The 14,931-nt window shown below is 65.8% G+C and carries 12 protein-coding genes; 6 read left to right on the top strand and 6 right to left on the bottom strand.

Features of this window, described 5'->3' with window-relative positions; genetic code table 11:
* Positions 1 to 12: 12 nt before the first annotated feature.
* Both IFT67_RS01825 and IFT67_RS01820 read right to left on the bottom strand, forming a co-directional pair.
* Positions 13 to 2,157, bottom strand: a complete 2,145-nt coding sequence (locus IFT67_RS01825; protein ID WP_192144826.1) for a TonB-dependent siderophore receptor — start codon at positions 2,155 to 2,157, stop codon at positions 13 to 15.
* 165 nt (positions 2,158 to 2,322) lie between these two features.
* The gene (locus IFT67_RS01820) at positions 2,323 to 3,231 is read right to left on the bottom strand and encodes a LysR family transcriptional regulator (RefSeq protein WP_192144825.1); all 909 of its coding nucleotides are present in this window, start codon (positions 3,229 to 3,231) and stop codon (positions 2,323 to 2,325) included.
* Positions 3,232 to 3,337: 106 nt separating this feature from the next.
* On the opposite strand from IFT67_RS01820, the gene IFT67_RS01815 reads away from it, so the two are divergent.
* Genes IFT67_RS01815 through IFT67_RS01805 form a run of 3 tightly spaced genes read left to right on the top strand, consistent with a single transcriptional unit; the run spans position 3,338 to position 6,455 of the window.
* Positions 3,338 to 4,543: an MFS transporter gene (locus IFT67_RS01815; RefSeq protein WP_192144824.1), complete on the top strand. Its 1,206-nt coding sequence runs from the start codon at positions 3,338 to 3,340 to the stop codon at positions 4,541 to 4,543.
* Positions 4,543 to 5,511, top strand: coding sequence for an LLM class oxidoreductase (locus tag IFT67_RS01810; RefSeq protein WP_192144823.1), 969 nt, complete (start codon positions 4,543 to 4,545; stop codon positions 5,509 to 5,511). The genes IFT67_RS01815 and IFT67_RS01810 overlap by 1 nt, the downstream gene beginning before the upstream one ends.
* Positions 5,512 to 5,537: 26 nt before the next feature.
* Positions 5,538 to 6,455, top strand: coding sequence for an EthD domain-containing protein (locus IFT67_RS01805; RefSeq protein WP_192144822.1), 918 nt, complete (start codon positions 5,538 to 5,540; stop codon positions 6,453 to 6,455).
* A 295-nt stretch (positions 6,456 to 6,750) separates the two neighbouring features.
* On the opposite strand, the gene IFT67_RS01800 is transcribed toward IFT67_RS01805, so the two are convergent.
* Both IFT67_RS01800 and IFT67_RS01795 read right to left on the bottom strand, forming a co-directional pair.
* Entirely contained in the window at positions 6,751 to 7,218 is a 468-nt protein-coding gene (locus tag IFT67_RS01800) for a DUF1203 domain-containing protein (protein ID WP_192144821.1), read from the bottom strand.
* Between the two features lie 91 nt (positions 7,219 to 7,309).
* Entirely contained in the window at positions 7,310 to 8,512 is a 1,203-nt protein-coding gene (locus tag IFT67_RS01795; protein WP_192144820.1) for an MFS transporter, read from the bottom strand.
* Between the two features lie 120 nt (positions 8,513 to 8,632).
* On the opposite strand from IFT67_RS01795, the gene IFT67_RS01790 reads away from it, so the two are divergent.
* Positions 8,633 to 9,523 (top strand): LysR family transcriptional regulator, encoded by an 891-nt coding sequence (locus IFT67_RS01790; RefSeq protein WP_192144819.1) that lies wholly within the window; start codon positions 8,633 to 8,635, stop codon positions 9,521 to 9,523.
* A gap of 9 nt (positions 9,524 to 9,532) precedes the next feature.
* On the opposite strand, the gene IFT67_RS01785 is transcribed toward IFT67_RS01790, so the two are convergent.
* Positions 9,533 to 10,948, bottom strand: a complete 1,416-nt coding sequence (locus IFT67_RS01785; protein ID WP_192144818.1) for an aminotransferase-like domain-containing protein — start codon at positions 10,946 to 10,948, stop codon at positions 9,533 to 9,535.
* Between the two features lie 101 nt (positions 10,949 to 11,049).
* Between IFT67_RS01785 and IFT67_RS01780 the strand changes: the two genes are divergently transcribed.
* Both IFT67_RS01780 and IFT67_RS01775 read left to right on the top strand, forming a co-directional pair.
* A complete protein-coding gene (locus IFT67_RS01780; RefSeq protein WP_192144817.1) occupies positions 11,050 to 11,388 on the top strand; it encodes a UrcA family protein in 339 nt (112 codons plus the stop codon).
* On the top strand, positions 11,385 to 12,227 hold the full coding sequence (locus IFT67_RS01775) for a PhzF family protein (protein ID WP_192144816.1): 843 nt from the start codon (positions 11,385 to 11,387) through the stop codon (positions 12,225 to 12,227). Before IFT67_RS01780 ends, IFT67_RS01775 begins: the two co-directional genes overlap by 4 nt.
* A 162-nt stretch (positions 12,228 to 12,389) precedes the next feature.
* Here IFT67_RS01775 and IFT67_RS01770 read toward each other — a convergent pair whose 3' ends face one another.
* Positions 12,390 to 14,705 (bottom strand): adenosylcobalamin-dependent ribonucleoside-diphosphate reductase, encoded by a 2,316-nt coding sequence (locus IFT67_RS01770; RefSeq protein ID WP_197982888.1) that lies wholly within the window; start codon positions 14,703 to 14,705, stop codon positions 12,390 to 12,392.
* Positions 14,706 to 14,931 lie beyond the last annotated feature (226 nt).

The following is a 14,931-nucleotide window of genomic DNA, read 5'->3' as shown; positions in this document are numbered from 1 at the left end:
GGTGATCTCGATTCAGAAGCTCGTGCGCAGGCCGATCGTCGCGGTGCGCGGCGCGCCCGGCTGAACCCAGACGGGCGAGTAGCTGTTGGCATACCAATGTTCGTCGAACAGGTTGGTGACGGAGCCGAACAGCTGCACCCCGTCGATGATGTCGAGTTGGCCGAAAACCCGGAAAAGCGTGTGTGACGGCAGCGTGAAATCGGTGCCCGTCTCGCCGTTGCGCTTCCCGACATATTGCAGACCTGCACCGAATAACGCGCCGCGTCCTTGAAGGCTGAAGCGCTTCACCGCCTGCATGTTCACGTTATGCTTGGGGATGTTGATGAGCGGGTCGCCCGGTTCGATCTGGAACGAGAAGTTCGTATCCAGCACGCGCGATCGTGCTTCGGCATGCGTGTAGGCATAGCTGAGGAGCACGTCGACGCCCCCCGGAAGACGGCCGTTGAGATCCGCTTCGATGCCCCGGCTCCGCGCCTTGCCGATCGCAACGGAGAAACCGGGGTTGAGCGGATCGGTTGCGAGAACGTTGGTTTTCGTAAGCTGATACGCCGCCAGCGTGCCGGTCAGCTTGCCACCCAGCGCCGTCAGCTTCACGCCCGCTTCGATCGACCTGCTCGTTTCGGGTTCGAACACGTTGCCACCGGCGTCTGCACCGATATTGGCGCGGTAGCCTTCGCCGTACGCGGCATAGAGTGAGACGGGTGTGCTCACCGCGTAGACGATGCCGGCCTGTGGACTGAGGCGGCTACGCCTGCGTCGGCCGAGCACGGAGGTGAGGCGATTGTCCACCCGCAGCAGAAAATCGTCGTACCGCCCGCCAACGCGGACCTGCAACCGGTCCGTCAGGCTGATCTGGTCCTGCAGATAGGCGCCCATCGTGCGCTGGATATCCAGACGGTTGGTGATCGGCGCGGTGACGGGCGGAGGGTATCGGCCATAGACCGGGTTCTGGAGGTCGAGCACATAGCCTGCCTGGTCCGTCGTGTTCGCCGTCACGACGGGCCCGCGATACCGGGTGAAAAGCTGGTCGGTGTCGAAATAATCGAAATCGCCACCCAGCAGGATACGGTGACGCAGCGTGCCGGTGCGGAACTCACCCGCAAGTTCGGCACGCAATACGCTGTGCTCGGAGGTGTAGCGACGCGAGCGACGCTGGCGCGACAGCGACCGGCCGTCGACGTAGAGCTTCTGGCGAGAGCGAAGCGTTTCGGCGTCGGAGGACAAGCTCGTCAGGAGCGTGTCGCGGTGGCTGGCGCCGACCGACAGGCTCCAGCGGTCGTCGAAATCGTGTTGCAGGCGCAGTTGGTGGCCCGTGGCGCGCGCCACGGTATCACCGTCGCTCGGCTCGCCCAGGAACCGCGAGCGTGGCACCGTGTCGAAATTGTTGTTCAGAACGACGATCCCGCGATCGAATGGCACCTCGACCCGTGTCCACTCGAAGTCGTAGGTAAGGCGCGTCGCGTCACCCAGCTTCAGGCCGATCGACGGCAGGAACCCCCAGCGCTTCTGCTGCACGGTATCACGGAAACTATCCCCGCTCTCGGCGTAGCCGATAAGCCGCGCAGACAGCGTATCGGTGAGCGATACGTTCGCGTCACCCTCGGCGCGAACCGTGTCGAAGCTGCCATATTGCAGCGATGCGGTGCCGAAGGTGCGGCCGAGTTCGGCCTGTTTCGTTACCAGGTTGATCGAGCCGCCCGGTTCTCCCCGTCCGAGCACCGCGGCGGCCGGGCCCTTCAAGACTTCGATGCGCTCGATCCCCGCCACGTCGCGCTGGCCGCTGAAGCCACGCCCGGCATTGAAGCCGTTGACCAGATAGCCGCTGGGCAGGTTCTCATCGCCGGCAAATCCGCGGACGGCAAAACTGTCCCACAGGCCGCCCAACGTGTTCTGCCGCACGACCGACGCATTCAGGTCCAGCGCGTCGGTCAGCCGTAACAGGGTGTTCTGTTCGAGCACCTTGGCGTCGATCGTCGCGATCGCTTGCGGGATCTCACGCAGCGCGAAGTTGCCGCGATACGGCTGGCGCACGCCGGTAACCGTAATTTCCTCACGCTCGCGATCGGCGCGGGTATCGTCGTCCGACTGGGCGAGCGCCGGCGTGCAGGTCAGCATGATGGCAATGGGAAAGGCACCAGCCTTCGAGGCGGTACGCATGGACTGGCGTAAAATGATGATCCCCCTTCGGCAGTTAAGCAGGGGCGCCACCCGTGCGTCCCGTCGCGAGCGCCTATGGGGGATATGATGTAACATCGTCAATGATATCTTGTTACATTTGGATACCGTGTGTCACGGAGGGAGTGAACGCTCGAACCTCGGCCGTCACTCGATCCGCAAACCCTCGGTCAGGGTCTTGAGCAGCGCGGCGACCTTTGGGGTGAGCTGGCGGCTCCTTCTCCAGACAAGGTGCAGCGGCAAGCCGACGGTCGCCAGTTCCGGCAGGATCTCGACGAGTTCGCCGCGGTCGAGTTCGTCCTTGATCAGCCACGTCGCGAGTTGGGCAATCCCGAACCCCGCCTTCACGGCGCCGACCTGCGCCTCTGCGCTGCCCAGGACGATGCGGGCCTCCACCGGGTGCTCTTCGACTTGCCCGCCCTCGCGGGCGAACCGCCAGTTGATGGTGCTGCCATCGCCGCGGCCGTAGCCGATGCAGTCGAACTCGCCGAGCGCAGCGGCGCTGGCGGGCGTTCCGCGGCGGTCGAGATAGGCGGGGGCGGCGCAGACGATGACGCGTTCGCTGCCCAGATAGCGGTGACCGAGATTGTCCGGCCAGGGCTCCGACGCGCCGATCCGGATCGCGACGTCGACGCCCTCCTCGACGATATCGATCTTGCGGTCGGTGAAGGTGATGCTCGGGCGCAGGTTCGGGTGGCGTTCGGCAAAGGCGAGCAGCAACGGCATCGCCTGCATCCGCCCGAAGGCGATCGGCACGTCGACCTTCAGCCGCCCGACGATCTCCGAGCGATGCGCCGCCAGCACCGCTTCGGCATCGGCGAGGTCCCCGAGCACGCGGACGCACGTCTCGTAGAACGCCGCGCCGACGTCGGTCAGCGTCAGGCGGCGCGTGGTACGTTCGAACAGCCGGCTGCCGAGCCGCGCCTCGAGCCGCGCGACGCTCTTGCTGACCGCCGAGTTGGTCAGGTTCAGGCGCACGCCGGCCGCAGTGAAACTGCCGGCGTCGGCGGTGCAGACAAAGGCTTCGATGCCCTTGAGGCGTTCGGACGGGATCATGGCTGACTATCCATTGTGGAATTATTGTCGCGCCATGCACGAATTAATGCCGCACGACGCGTGTTTTCGTCGCGCGTAGAGAGGCCGCCATTCAGGAGCCTTGCCAATGTCGTCCCCCAGCCAACCGATCCACCCCGCACCACCCGGCACCAAGTCCGCCGGCCACGGCCTCGCCGTGCTGCTGTTGGCGATCTCGGCGTTCGTGATCGTCACCACCGAGTTCATCATCGTCGGGCTGTTGCCGAGCCTCGCGCGCGATCTCGACATCTCGATCACGGTTGCGGGGCAGCTCGTGACGCTGTTCGCGTTCACGGTGATGCTCGCCGGACCGTTCCTGACCGCGATGCTGTCGCATTTCGAGCGCAAGCGGTTGTTCGTCGCGATCCTCGTGATCTTCGCCGCCGCCAACGCGCTCGCGGCGGCCGCGCCGGACATCTGGGTGCTTGGCCTTGCGCGGTTCCTGCCGGCCCTCGCGCTCCCCGTGTTCTGGGGCACGGCAAGCGAGACCGCGGGTGAACTGGCGGGTCCAGAGAAAGCGGGCAAGGCCGTCGCCAACGTCTATCTCGGTATCTCCGGTGCGATGGTGCTCGGTATTCCGCTCGGCACGCTCGCATCGACTGCTTTCGGCTGGCGCGGGACGTTCTGGGGCCTGTCGGGGCTGTCGCTGCTGATGGCGGTGCTGCTGCTCGTCGTGATGCCGACGCTGGCACGCCCCGTGCGTGTCAGGCTGGCCGAACAGGCGCGGATCCTGAAGGACCCGTATTTCCTCGGCAACGTCGTGCTGTCGGTGATCGTGTTTACCGCGATGTTCACCGCCTACACCTATCTCGCCGATACGCTCGAGCAGATCGCGCATATTCCGGCGGCACAGGTCGGCTGGTGGCTGATGGGCTTCGGCATCGTCGGTCTCGCCGGCAACTGGCTGGGCGGGCAGTTCGTCGGTCGCGGGCCGCTGCTGGTGACGGCGATCACGTCGCTGGTGCTAGCAATCGGCATGGCCGCGACGACTCTGGTCGCAGGCTCGCACGTCTGGCTGGTGGTCGCGCTCGCCATCTGGGGCATCGCCAACACCGCGCTCTACCCGATCTGTCAGGTGCGCGTGATGCAGTCGGCGAGCCATGCACAGGCACTGGCCGGCACGCTCAATGTCTCGATGGCCAATGCCGGGATCGGGCTTGGCGCGATCATCGGCGGGTCGGTGATCCAGCATATGGGCCTCGGCGCGGTCGGCTATGTCGCCGCCGCGATCGCGATCCTCGCGGTGCTGGTCACGCCGGTGGTGAACCGGCTGAAGGCCTGGAGCGCGCAGTGATGAAGGCGCTGACCCCGGACCTAGCCGAACATCCCGCCTATGCGCGCGTGTTTCAGCCCGGCCGGCTGACACTGGGGTTCATCGCCCCGCTCGAAGCCTATCCGAACGCGCCATGGCCGACGCTCGCGGATCATGCGGCGCTGGCGCGAAAAGTCGATACGCTCGACTTCGCGGCGATCTGGCTGCGTGACGTGCCGTTCTACGATCCGAGCTTCGGCGATGTCGGACAGATCCTCGATCCGATGGTGTATGCCGGCTGGCTTGCTGATCAGACCACGCGGATCGCGATCGGTACGGCAGGGATCGTCCTGCCGCTGCGCGACCCACTGATCGTTGCCAAGCAGGCGGCGAGCGTCGACCAGTTGGCGGGCGGGCGGTTCCTGCTTGGCCTTTCGACCGGCGACCGCCCGTCCGAGTTCGCGGCGTTCGACAGCGATCTCGGCAACCGCCCCGATCGCTACCGCGATGCGATCGACGTCATTCGCGCGGCGACCGAACAGTCGTTCGCCCGCCACGCCTCACGCCACTACGGCACGCTCGACGGCACGATCGACCTGGTACCGAAGCCGGTCGGACCGCGACTGCCGATCCTTGCGATCGGTCGGGCCGGGCAGACGCTGGAGTGGCTCGGCGAGAACACCGACGGCTGGATCTGGCATCTGAGCGACCCTCGGCGGTTGCCCGATGTGCTCACGCGCTGGCGGGCGGCGACAGCCGGCGGGGCGTACAAGCCATACGGCTATGGCGCGATGTTCGACCTGCTGGCCGCCCCCGATGCACCGCTGACATATGCCGCGGGCGGGATCAGGAGCGGCCGCAACGCGCTGATCGAACTCTGGAAACGCCAGCGCGACGAGGGTGTCGCGCATGTCGCGCTCAACCCCAAGCCCTCCCGGCGCCCGTTCGCGGACGTCGCCGACGAACTCGCGACGCATGTCCTGCCGCATTTCCCGACCGACGCGCGTTGAACCCCCTCACCGACAGGATCACCCCCATGCCCAAAGCCTTGACCACCACCGACTATGCGACGCGCGACGACAGCATCGCGATCAACAGCTACACGACGGTGCTGCGCCGTCCCCGCGTGCCGCACGACGTGTTCGCGACCTATTGGCGCGACGTCCACGGCCCGCTTTGCTCGCGCATCCCGGGTCTCGCCTGGTACGTCCAGAACCATCTGGACCGCGAGCAGGACGCACATCTCTGGCCGGCGATCGACGGCATCGCGCCGTTCGCGCACTATGAACTCGATGGCGGCGTCGAGATCGGCTTCGCCTCGAAGGCCGACCAGGACGTCTTCAACGCGGCGAGCCACATCCTGTTCGCCGACGAGCAGAACATGTTCGCCGCCACCGTCGCCTATGCGCTGCCCGACGGATCGCGCACGCTGATCGACCGCATCGCCGACCCGATCCCCAATGGCGACGACGGCTTCGACCGCATCCACGTCCACTTCGGCGCGGCGGGCAACGACGCCGAGACGTTCGGCACCTACATGACCGAGTTCGCCGAAACGCTGGCCGCCGACCCAGCGGTGCTGAAGCTGCGGCTGCACCTGCCGGACCGGTACGACAACGCCGAGCCTGCGCCTCCAGCGCCCAACGTCGATCACCTCGTACCTGACGAGCGTGCGTTGATCGCGGTGATGGAACTGGCATTCGAAAGCCCGCTGACACGCCGCGCGTTCTTTGAGTCCGACACCTTCAAGGCAACACAGCCCGCGCAAAAGGCGAACATCGCGCATGTTTCGGCATTCGCGGTCAGCGGCGTCTACACCTACGTCCGTGACAAGCAGCTTACCACCGCAGGCTTGCGCGGGAGCCGTCAGGCGCAGTTGATCGAGCGGCTCGGCGCCAATAATCAAATCGCAGCCGACGTGCGCGAGTTGATGCGGACCGGTTCGGTCAGCTGAGAATGCGGCACGGCTGAATGGTCCGGGGCGGGATGGCTGCGATCGATATCGTGCGGCAATCCCGCCGGCACTGGCTGCCTTCGGTGAAGTACGGTTAGCTCAGAGCGGAGAGATCGGACGCCGATTCGCAGAGCAGGCGAAACCCTCCAGCTGGGCATCGAGAGCACGATACTCTTTCTGCAAACACGGTCCTGAACTTCTCGAAGTGTGATCGCGTAAACCAGCGATCGATCGTCACACACGCATCGTCACGATCACGCGAGCATTGGTAGCAGCACCGGTGATCGGCTGCTCGTCACGACCTGACGATGCGCGCGGCGTAGCAGCCTGGCTTTGCATAATGCGCGTGCAGATAGGCCGTTTCCCGGTTCGCGAAAAAGCGTGCGATCAGGGCCGCCAGCTCGGTACCCTCCGCAAGGTCTGCGTCGATCATGGCGCCCGATGCGTCGAACGCGCGCAGCGAAATCGTCCGGATGCGAAGCACGTCCGGGATGGCGTCGAGCAGGTCCGACGCGTGCTCGGCGCCTTCGCGGATGTAGATCGCATGGCGTGACCGGTAGGGAGTATCTGCCGGCTGATGCTCGAAGTTGAGGAGGATCGCCGTCTCGCCAATGTCGAGATCGCGCATTTCGATGCGATCGGGAAAGCCGGGCTTGGCGTCGACGACATGGCGCTGGGCGCCAATGCGCGTCAACGCGGTGTCAGAGAGCCCGAACATATGACTGAACTGGCTGGGATCGAGACCCTGGATACGGAACGCCATATGCTTTGATCCTGCTGTTGAAGCGGCCTGCTCGCAGAACCGGAGCGTCGCCGCGTCCCGAACCTTGCGGCTGAACTGGTGACCGCCGTGCTCAAATCTGTGCGGCGGACGGAAAGCCGTGCCGTCTGGCAGTCAGGACGATAACCAGGCACGGTACCAGGAGGATGCACAGGCTCCACGGCAACACGCCGGCACCGCGCGTCTCGAGAAGATACCCGCCGATGAGCCCGCCGCCAGCGATTGCGATGTTCCAGGCGGTGACGATCATAGACTGTGCGACGTCGGCGGCCGTGCCCGCAGCGTGGGCCGACGCCGTCTGGAACAGCGTGGCCGCGCCGCCGAATGCAAGGCCCCAGATCAGCACGCCAGCATAGATGGCCGGTGCGGTGGTGCCGACGCCGAGCAGGATTGCACCGCCAAGGAAGATCATGACGCTGGCGATGCTGAGCCCGCGCAGCCAGCGGTCGATCCGTACGCCGACCACCCAGATGCCGCCGAACGCGGCGATACCGAACGCAAGCAAGATCCGGTCGACCTGACTGGCCAGTCCTGCGCCTTGAAGATAGGGCGCGATGTAGGTGTAGAGGATGTTGTGCGCGAGTACGAAGGTCAGCGTGACGAACAGGATCGGGCGGATACCCGGCATCGTCAACACGCGGCGCAAGGAGGGACGGTCGCCACCGGTCTCGCCAGCGAAGTCGGGGACTTTCCATAGCGTCCATCCGATCAGCGCCACGCTGAGCGCGGTCATGATGCCAAAGCTGACCCGCCATCCGACCGTGCCGCCGAGGAACGTCCCTGCGGGCACGCCAAGCGACAGAGCGATCGGCGTGCCCACCATCGCGACCGCGATCGCGCGGCCCGCCTGATGCGGCGCGACCATTCGCGTGGCGTAGCCGGCGAGCAGTGCCCAGAGCAGCCCAGCCGATACGCCGGCCAGGAAGCGCGCACCCATGATGACCGCATAATCGCTCGATACCGCGGTGACTGTGTTGACCACCGCAAAGCCGGTGATCGCGCCGAGCAGCAACGGTCGCCGCCGCATCGACCGGGTCGCAGCAGTCAGTGGGATCGCCGCCATGAGCGAGCCGATCGCGTAGATCGTCACGAGCTGACCGGTCATCGCCTGGGTTATGTGCAGATCCTCGCTGATCTCCCGGAGGAGCCCGGCGGGAAGGGCTTCGGTGAGGATCGTGATGAACCCCGCGGTCGCGAGCGCGAGCAGCCCGGACAACGGGAACGGGGCTGGCCCAGCCTCACGGGTCGTGATGCTGAAGGTAAGAGCTTCGGGCATGCAATTCTCCCGACGTCGCATTGCGCAGCGTCGCCGTCCCGCCTAGCGCGGATGGCATCGGGGAAAATCAGGCATGGACGATCGACAGAGCGGACGAACATTCCGTAATGATCTGCGCTGATGGACAAGCTTGGAGCGCTGCGCGCTTTCGTCCAGGCAGCCGAAACACGCAGTTTCGTCGAAGCCGGGCGACAGCTCGGGCTGTCCGCATCGGCGATCGGCAAGGCGATTGCGCGGCTGGAGGAGGAGCTTGCGATCCGCCTGTTTCACCGCAACACGCGCGGCATGGCGCTGACCGAGGAGGGCGCGGCGTACCTCGATCGATGCCGCAAGATCCTGTCCGATCTCGATGATGCCGAAGCAGGGCTGCGGGCGGGGGCGACCAGCCCCAGCGGGATGCTGCGCGTCAGCCTGCCGATCGTCGGCATGTTGCTGATGCCCGCGATCTCCAGTTTCATGACCGCTTATCCCGACATTCGCCTCGACATCGACTTCACCGAGCGACTGGTCGACGTGATCGAGGAAGGGTTCGACGTGGTCATCCGTACCGGCGAGGGCGGCGACAGTCGGCTGATGAGCCGCAGGATCGGCGGCTTTCGCCACGCGATCGTCGCGTCGCCCGCTTATCTTGCGCGTCGCGGAACGCCGGTACAGCCCGCCGATCTGACCGCGCATGCCTGCCTGCTGCACCGCTATCCGAATACGGGCAAATTCGAGCGCTGGCCGATCGAGATCGACGGCATAGCGGTGGACCCGCCGCTGGCGGTCCGTGCATCGGCCAGCACGATCGAGCCGCTGGTCGATATGGCGGAGGCCGGTTTCGGGATCGCCTGTCTGCCAGACTTCGCGGTCTCGCGCGCGGTCGAGACCGGCACGTTGACGACGGTGCTGGATCGCCATGTCGGTACGCGCGGCGTGTTCAAGGCACTATGGCCGTCGAGCCGCCACGTTGCGCCGAAGGTCCGGGTGTTCGTCGATCACATGGCGGACAACCTGTTCCGCCATGAGTGAGCGAGATCGTTAGCGGATGGCGTGTCGACAGGCCTCGCCCAGAAACGTGAACAGCGCTTCGTCGTCGCACATCGACACGTTGAACCTCACATAATCGCTCCAACCGCCACTGGTGCTGAACACGTTGCCAGGCGCGAGCACGATGTTTTGCGCCAACGCGGCACGGGCTAGCGCGACCGCGTCCATCCCGACCGGGAGTTGCGCCCAGAGAAAGATCCCGGCGTCGGGCTCGATCCACGGTTCGATTCCGACCGCGCGGAGTCGCTTCGCCGTTCGCGCCATCGCGCGTGAGAGCCGGGCACGGACGGTCTCGACATGCCGGCGATAGCTGCCGTCGGTCAGAACGCCGTGCAGCAGGTCCGCCGACAGCGGGTTGCCCGACATCGACGTCGCGATGCGGAGGTCGGCAAGCGCCTCGATCCAGTCGGGGCGGGCGACGATATGCCCGCAGCGGACGGCGGCGGAGAGCGATTTGGAGAAGCTGCCGATCCGGATCACGCGGTCGAGGCCATCGAATGCAGCGAGCCGCGGCGCGACGATGTGTTCGAAATCGGCGAAGATGTCGTCCTCGACGACGACCAGGTCATGCGCTTCTGCGAGCTTCAGCAGCTTGTGCGCGGTCGCCGCCGCCAGCGTGGCGCCGGTCGGGTTATGGACAGCGGAATTGGTCAGGTAAAAGCGCGGGCGGTGCTCCGCGAGCGCGGCTGCGAACGCCGCAACGTCCGGCCCGGTCGGCGTCATCGGGACGCCGACCACCCTGACGCGGTGCGCGCGCAGCAGGGCGAGAAAGTTGAAATAGCACGGATCGTCGACCAGCACGGTGTCGCCGGGTTCGAGCAGGAAGCGGCAGACGAGATCGAGCGAATGCGTGCTGCTGTCGGTCAGCAGGATCTGGTCGGGCGCGGCGTCGATGCCCTGTGCAGCGAGCCGTCTGGCCAGCAGCGCGCGCAACGGTAGCGATCCCTGCGGCGAGGCATATCCGGTCAGCACGCCATCGCGCGTACACCGTGCGGCGGCGCGCAGCCCCTTGCGGATCGCATCGCCCGCAAGCCAGTCGTCGGGCAGCCAGCCGCATCCAGGCATCAGTCGCTTGCCACCCTCGCTCGATGACTGGTTGGCAAGCGACTGGCGCAGCATCCACAGTGGATCGACCTCGCGCTCGACCGCGCTACCGAGCCGGTCGAGCGCGAGCGGCGCGAGCGGCGAGGCTACGTAGAACCCCGAACCCGGCCGCGACCGGATCGTGCCATCTGCGGCCAGCCGGTCATACGCCTCGACCACGGTCGATTTGGAGAACCCGATCGTCTCGGCCATCGCACGCACGGAGGGCAGGCGCGCGCCGGGCGTCAGCGTGCGCCGCTCGATCCGATCGCGGATGACGTGCATGACCTGTCCGGTCCGCGTGTCCTGCATGTTCGTTGCCATCGTACCGTTCTCTTGACCAATACAGTTCGGCCCGATCGTACGCATCCGTCCCTGTCATGGCCAGCCGCAATTCGGCATCGGTCATCGCACAGGAGGCTATCATGAAGACTATCGTTCCCGTCGCATCGATCCTTGCAGCGCTGTCCACGCCGGCCATGGCGCAGGAGGTGAAAATCGGTCCCGCCCGCTACGCCGTCGCGGTGGCGCGCGCCGATGTGTCAGCGACCACGCCGGCGTCGGCGCGCCGTGCGCTGAATCGTATCGGTCGTGCGGCGACGGCAGTATGCGGCGGTGCCGGCGGCAGTCTGCGCGAAGTGACCAGGGCAGTCGAAGCCACTGCCTGCTGGCGCGAGGCGGTCGACGGCGCGGTTCGCGCGGTCGCCGCGCCGTTGCTGTCGCAGGCTTGGCAAGACCACCACGTATCGGAGAACCGCTCATGACCAAATCTTTCAAGCTCGTCGATGTGTTCGGCACCGATCCGTTCACCGGCAATCCGCTCGCCGTCATCGCCGATGCCGAAGGGCTTTCCGCGGACGAGATGCAGCAGATCACGCGCTGGCTCAATCTTTCGGAAACCACCTTCCTGCTGCAACCGACCGACCCGCTCGCCGACTACCGCGTCCGTATCTTCACGCTCGCACGCGAACTACCGTTCGCCGGACATCCGACGCTCGGCACGTGCCATGCGTGGCTGGAGGCAGGGGGTGTTCCGAAACGCGACGGCATGGTCGTGCAGGAATGCGGCGTCGGTCTGGTCGATGTCCGTCGCGACGGCGATCGGCTCGCGTTCGCCGCGCCACCGCTGATCCGCAGCGGCGCACCGACCGAGACGGAGATCGCCGAAGTGGCCGACCTGTTGCGGATCGACCGGGCCGCGATCGTCGACGCGCAATGGGTCGACAACGGTCCGGGCTGGATCGCGGTGATGCTTGCTTCGGCTGCCGAGGTCCTGGCGGTCGATCATGCGCGCCATCACACCCGTCGTATCGACATCGGTATCGTCGGCCCGCACCCGGCCGGCAGCGATGTCGCGTTCGAGATCCGCGCTATCTTCAGCGACGCGCACGGCGCGCTGATCGAGGACCCGGTCTGCGGCAGCCTGAACGCCTCGGTCGGGCAATGGCTGTTCGCCAGCGGTCGTGCGAACGATCGCTACGTCGCCACGCAGGGATCGTGCATCGGCCGCGATGGACGGGTGAGCGTCTCGCAGGACGAGAACGGACAGGTCTGGGTAGGCGGCCGGACGACGACGATGTTCGACGGACAGCGCCGAGAGTAGCGGTCAACGCCGAGCACGGTTTAGCTGGCAGGTTCCGCCTCGCGCTATCCAAGCTCGATGCTTGTCCGTTCATGATACCGAACGGTAGTCGCCGAGGGTGTCGGAACACCCTCGGCGACCGTCAGCGGCTTCGACAGTCATTGTCCCGCTAGCGAAGCGTGCTCACCCGCATTTGCTGTACCCGCACTGATAGCAGGTCAGGCATCCCTCGAGCATGTGCGCGGTGTGGCGCTTGCAGCTTGGGCATTGTTCGCCGGTCGCCTCCAGCGCGAGCGCTGGTTCGGGCTCCGAATGCTGGCGCAGGATGCGGCCGATCAGGGCGATCAGGCTGGGGGCGTAGCTACCCTTGGTTTCGTGATCGAGACGTACGAGCGCGCCACCCTTGGGGGAATGGACGCGTTCCAGCTCCTCGAACAGGAAGGTCGCATCGCCGCGCCGACACGCCGCCGACAACGTCCGGGTAAGCGCCGCCATCGTCTCGAAATTCTCGACCGAACTGGTCGAGATGAAGATTTCGAAGGGCACGCGGCGACCGTCGGGATGCACATAGTCGTTGATGGTCAGGTAGTAATTCTCGCCATCGATCGGCCACTTGATCTTCACCGTCTTGCCGCTCAGCACCTGCGGGCGGGTCAGTACGTCGGACGTCGAGGCCGACGGCGGCGCGACGACCGGTTCGGCTTCGGTCGAGTCGCTCTTCACCGACAATACGGACCCGCGAATGCCGCTCGGGCGATAGGTCGTGCAGCCTTTCATGCCTTCGCGATATGCCGACAGATAGACCTCGCGGAACGCCTCGTACGGCATGTCGGCAGGGCAGTTGATGGTCTTCGAGATCGCCGCATCGACCCACGCCTGTGCCGCGGCGGCGACTGCGATGTGATCGTCGACGGACAGTTCGAGTGCGGTGACCATATAGTCGGGCAGGGCGGCGGCAGGGTCGAAGCCCGGCATCCGGCTGTAGAGGTACCAGCCGTAATCCTGTACCTCGAAGCGTTCGAGCGTCTGGTCGGTCGCGGTCTGTTCGATCACAACGGCGCGATCGTAATGCCAGCTGAAGGTCGGTTCGACCCCCGAGCTGACGTTGCCGTAGAAGATCGACGTCGTGCCGGTCGGCGCCAGCGTGAGCAGCACGCCGTTGCGGATACCGTAGGTGCGGATGTCGGCGACGAGGTCGGCCGGCAGCCTGGTCAGGAACGGCGCTCGGGCGAACGCTTCGGTGTCGTAGGCCGGGAAGGTGCCACGTTCGCGCGCGAGCGCCACCGACGTGCGGTAGGCTTCGATCGCGATCGCCTTGCCGATCTCCTCGACCAGCGCAGCCGCCGTACGGCCATAGCGCACGCGCATCTGCTGCAGCAGATTGCCGAGGCCGGTATAGCCGAGGCCGATGCGGCGCTTGGCAAGTGCCTCGGCGCGCTGTTCGGGAGTCGGGAAGGGCGACGTGTCGAGGACGTTGTCGAGGAACCGGACGCCGACCTGCACCGCGCTGCGCAGCCTGTCCCAGTCTACCGCCGCGTCGGGCGTGAACGGACTCAGCACCATGTTGGCGAGGTTCACATGGCCGAGGTCGCAGTCGCCATTGGGCGGCAGAGGTTGCTCGCCGCACGGGTTGGTTGCGGCGATCGTCTCGCAATAGTTCAGGTTGTTCAGCCGGTTGACGCGATCGATGAAGATTACGCCGGGCTCGGCATAGTCATAGGTCGTGCGCGTGATCAGGTCGAACAACTCGGCGGCGGGCAGCCGGCGATAGACGTACCAGGGACGGCCGTCCTTCTCGCCGACCGCGACATGCTCGCCGTCCGCACGCGGCACGTGGAAGCCCAGGTCCCAGTCTGCGCCCGCCTCCAGTGCCGCCATGAAATCGTCCGTTACCGTCACGGACACGTTGAAGTTCTTGAGAAAATCCTTGCGCGTCTTGGCCGAAATGAACGCCAGCACGTCGGGGTGCCAGACGGGCAGCACGCCCATCATCGCACCGCGCCGCGACCCACTCGACCGGATCGTGACGCACATCCCGTCCCACATCGCCATGAACGGGATCACGCCCGACGAGATCGATCCGGTGCGGCCGACGACCGCGCCGTCGGGGCGCAAAGTGCCGAAATCCATGCCGATGCCGCCGCCCTGCTGCTGCGTGAACGCCGCGACGTTGAGCGCGGGCATGATCCCCACGCCGGGCAGGCCGGGTTCGCTGTCCATCGAATCCTGGATCGTCGGGCTGACGAAGCAGTTGATCCACGTGACCCGCTTGGTCGTGCCGGCGCCGGCGAAGATACGGCCGCCCGGTACCCAGTCACGGGCTTCCAGTGCTGCAAGCGCCTTCGCCGCCTGTGCGGAATCGTCGTTCGCATAGACGCCGCCGACGACGCGCGCGAACGTGTCGGACGGCGTCGCCTCGCTCCCGTGGCGGTACTTCTCGCGCCAGATATGGACGGTAACGGGCTGATCGAGCGGACCCATGGCGGTGTCGGAAGTCATAGACGAACCTTCGGTAATCAGACGGGCCAGCGTTCGACATACCCTCTCGTGGGGACGGAAATGGCCTCTACCAATCTATGGGTCCAAAAATCGCTCAACGCAACATCTGGTGTGCTTCGCCTGCTTAAAACGCCACAGCTATGGGTTAGTCTGTTGAAGACACTGGCTTGTTCAATCGCTTGATCCAGTCGGCGAGGGGCCGGCATCAAGCCGCGAAACCGGCCGC

The sequence above is a fragment of the Sphingomonas sp. CFBP 13728 genome, assembly GCF_014841895.1.
In the GTDB taxonomy this organism is placed as follows: domain Bacteria; phylum Pseudomonadota; class Alphaproteobacteria; order Sphingomonadales; family Sphingomonadaceae; genus Sphingomonas.
This window is presented reverse-complemented; position numbering and strand designations above follow the sequence as displayed.

Excerpts from the sequence above, each read along its gene's own strand:
- IFT67_RS01770 (WP_197982888.1), bottom strand. The coding sequence starts at position 14,705 with ATGACTTCCGACACCGCCATGGGTCCGCTCGATCAGCCCGTTACCGTC.
- IFT67_RS01810 (WP_192144823.1), top strand. The coding sequence starts at position 4,543 with ATGAAGGCGCTGACCCCGGACCTAGCCGAACATCCCGCCTATGCGCGC.
- IFT67_RS01795 (WP_192144820.1), bottom strand. The coding sequence starts at position 8,512 with ATGCCCGAAGCTCTTACCTTCAGCATCACGACCCGTGAGGCTGGGCCA.
- IFT67_RS01780 (WP_192144817.1), top strand. The coding sequence starts at position 11,050 with ATGAAGACTATCGTTCCCGTCGCATCGATCCTTGCAGCGCTGTCCACG.
- IFT67_RS01800 (WP_192144821.1), bottom strand. The coding sequence starts at position 7,218 with ATGGCGTTCCGTATCCAGGGTCTCGATCCCAGCCAGTTCAGTCATATG.
- IFT67_RS01775 (WP_192144816.1), top strand. The coding sequence starts at position 11,385 with ATGACCAAATCTTTCAAGCTCGTCGATGTGTTCGGCACCGATCCGTTC.
- IFT67_RS01820 (WP_192144825.1), bottom strand. The coding sequence starts at position 3,231 with ATGATCCCGTCCGAACGCCTCAAGGGCATCGAAGCCTTTGTCTGCACC.
- IFT67_RS01790 (WP_192144819.1), top strand. The coding sequence starts at position 8,633 with ATGGACAAGCTTGGAGCGCTGCGCGCTTTCGTCCAGGCAGCCGAAACA.
- IFT67_RS01815 (WP_192144824.1), top strand. The coding sequence starts at position 3,338 with ATGTCGTCCCCCAGCCAACCGATCCACCCCGCACCACCCGGCACCAAG.
- IFT67_RS01805 (WP_192144822.1), top strand. The coding sequence starts at position 5,538 with ATGCCCAAAGCCTTGACCACCACCGACTATGCGACGCGCGACGACAGC.
- IFT67_RS01825 (WP_192144826.1), bottom strand. The coding sequence starts at position 2,157 with ATGCGTACCGCCTCGAAGGCTGGTGCCTTTCCCATTGCCATCATGCTG.
- IFT67_RS01785 (WP_192144818.1), bottom strand. The coding sequence starts at position 10,948 with ATGGCAACGAACATGCAGGACACGCGGACCGGACAGGTCATGCACGTC.